The organism is Streptococcus pluranimalium, from assembly GCF_047785745.1.
GTDB lineage: Bacteria > Bacillota > Bacilli > Lactobacillales > Streptococcaceae > Streptococcus > Streptococcus pluranimalium_B.
In genome coordinates this window covers 1-2,431 of the sequence record NZ_JBLOJT010000158.1, presented here as the reverse complement: position 1 = coordinate 2,431, position 2,431 = coordinate 1, and the positions used below count along the sequence as shown (strand labels likewise).

The 2,431-nt window shown below is 38.0% G+C and carries 2 protein-coding genes and 1 pseudogene; 2 read left to right on the top strand and 1 reads right to left on the bottom strand.

Annotated elements, in window-relative coordinates; all coding sequences use genetic code 11:
• Positions 1 to 79 precede the first annotated feature (79 nt).
• Both ACMZ6U_RS10110 and ACMZ6U_RS10105 read left to right on the top strand, forming a co-directional pair.
• Positions 80 to 1,087 (top strand): sugar kinase, encoded by a 1,008-nt coding sequence (locus tag ACMZ6U_RS10110; RefSeq protein ID WP_416108299.1) that lies wholly within the window; start codon positions 80 to 82, stop codon positions 1,085 to 1,087.
• 11 nt (positions 1,088 to 1,098) lie between these two features.
• Entirely contained in the window at positions 1,099 to 1,734 is a 636-nt protein-coding gene (locus ACMZ6U_RS10105; protein WP_416108298.1) for a bifunctional 2-keto-4-hydroxyglutarate aldolase/2-keto-3-deoxy-6-phosphogluconate aldolase, read from the top strand.
• A gap of 291 nt (positions 1,735 to 2,025) precedes the next feature.
• Here the strand turns inward: ACMZ6U_RS10105 and ACMZ6U_RS10100 are convergent.
• A pseudogene (locus ACMZ6U_RS10100) lies at positions 2,026 to 2,299 on the bottom strand (ISL3 family transposase); the annotation flags it as partial.
• Positions 2,300 to 2,431 lie beyond the last annotated feature (132 nt).

Below are 2,431 nucleotides of genomic sequence, written 5' to 3'. Positions count from 1 at the left end.
ATGGTTTTTCCAAGTATAACACTTGGGCTTTGGCAGTAGCTAACTGCACTAAATATAATATAAGGAGGCTTTTCCTATTATGTCCAAAGTACTTCTATTTGGTGAAGCACTCATTCGTATTAGCCCATCACCATATCAACTGTTTACAAATCAGGTTCCGACTAATCTGTATTACGGCGGGTCAGAAGTTAACATCGCAAGAGCTCTACAAGGATTTGAGCAAGATACACGGCTATTGACAGCACTACCTCGCAATCCGATTGGTAAAACTTTTATGAATTTTTTAAGTTCCAATCATATTGATGTCTCAGCGATTCAGCAACTCGATAACCGTTTGGGCATTTATTTCGTTCAGCCTCCTTATGGTTGTCGCCAAGGTGAAATTACTTATGATAGAGACTTGACCTGCCTCCATTATTTAAAGACCGATAATATTGATTTCGATGCGCTTTTTAATAATGTTAAGCTTTTTCACTTTAGCGGTATCACGCTAGCACTAAGCAAAGAGTTAAGGGATATTACTAAATTACTAATCAAAGAAGCTAAAAAAAGAGAGGTACTGCTCTCCTTAGACCTCAATTTTAGAAGCCATCTTATTGATCCACTCGAAGCTAAACATGTTTTTTCAGATTTTGCAAAAGACATTGACATTTGTTTTGGAATAGAGCCACTGATGCTATCAGAAAGCGATACAAGCTTTTTCAATCGTTCTACAGCTAGTCAAGAGGATATTAAAAAACGAATGCTTGACTTAACAAAAGCATTCGACCTGCAAACTATATTTCACACCAGTCGGCTGCAAGATGAATGGGGACGTAATAGCTATCAGGCTTATCTATACAATAAATCAGCACAATTCGTTGTGTCAAAGCAAATAACAACGCCAATCTTAGAACGCATTGGTAGCGGTGATGCCTTCGTTGCTGGCGCACTTTATCAGTTGTTACAAAACGCCGTCCCTCAAGACATCGTCAATTTTGCTGTTGCAGCTGCCAGTCTCAAATGCACTATTTCTGGAGACAATATGTTTGAGTCGCCAGAAAACGTCAAAAAAGTACTTCATCAAACTAATGATATTGTCCGTTGAGGAAGAAGGTTATGATAAAATCTGAAATACTATTAAAACTTGAGCAACAAAAAGTTGTTGTCGTTATAAGAGGAAATACCAAAGATGAAGCTATCCAAGCAGCCAAAGCCTGTATAGAAGGTGGAATCACTGCTGTTGAAGTAGCTTATACCAACTCTGAAGCCAGTCAGGTCATCAAAGCATTGAATAACCTCTACCAAGCTGATCCACATATCATTATTGGAGCAGGAACCGTTTTAGATTCAGAAACTGCCCGATTAGCAATTTTGTCTGGCGCTAAATTTGTTGTATCACCCTCTTTTAATACCAATACAGCAACCATTTGCAATCGCTATACCGTTCCTTATCTACCTGGATGTATGACTTTATCTGAAATTACAACCGCTCTTGAAGCTGGGTGTGAAATCGTTAAAATTTTTCCAGGCGGTAGCTTAGGAACTAGTTTTCTTAAATCTATCAAAGGTCCCTTGCCACAAGTTCGCCTTATGGTAACAGGCGGTGTCAGCTTAACTAATGCCCAAGATTGGTTTAAGAGTGGCGCCTCAATCATTGGTATCGGGGGCGAATTTAATCAGCTAGCAGAAAAACAACAGTTTAGTGATATTACAAAAATAGCTGCTGAATTTATACAGTTAGCTAAAACCTAGAACATATCGTCTTATCAGTCATATGCAACTATAGCAGATGACGATAACTAAGCGTGTGAGAATCAGATTGGTTCTCTCTTTGGTATGAGTATTTTACAGTCAAATGAATTAACTTTCAGAACAAGGAGTTGAGACACAGACAGTACTTGATACTCTTCGAATATTAAAAGCAGACCTTGTTGACTTGATTTGATGAGATTCAGTTCTATCTGCCTCGGTATCATCTAGTCTGCTTGAGTAGGGCAAGTCGAAAGTAACCATGTATCAAAGTTAATTCAAAAGACTATAATTCTTTTCTTGAAAACGACATAACAGTAGCTGATAGAGGTCATAATAACAACGAAGCTCGTTTGAGAAAGCTAGAGCCTTATTTATGATCTCACGCGGTATTTTGTCTAAATTTTCGTGAATAGAAAGGTTTATAAGAGAGCTTTCAACTATCTTTTTAAAAGAGTCGCCAATGCTTTTTAAAAGCCCGATAGGCTAGAGACTGCTTGACAAATGATTCCATAATAGCAATTCTAGTAGTCATCATGACACGGCTCAGGTGTTGGATGAGGTAAAAATGAACAGGACAATCTCGGCTCTATAAGACTGTAGTGGGTAAATCCTCTGCGGATGTTATAGGGCTTTTTAATTGTATCAAAAAAAGTCCCACATGACTTATAATGAAAAGCGTCAAACAACTCATTAGAAA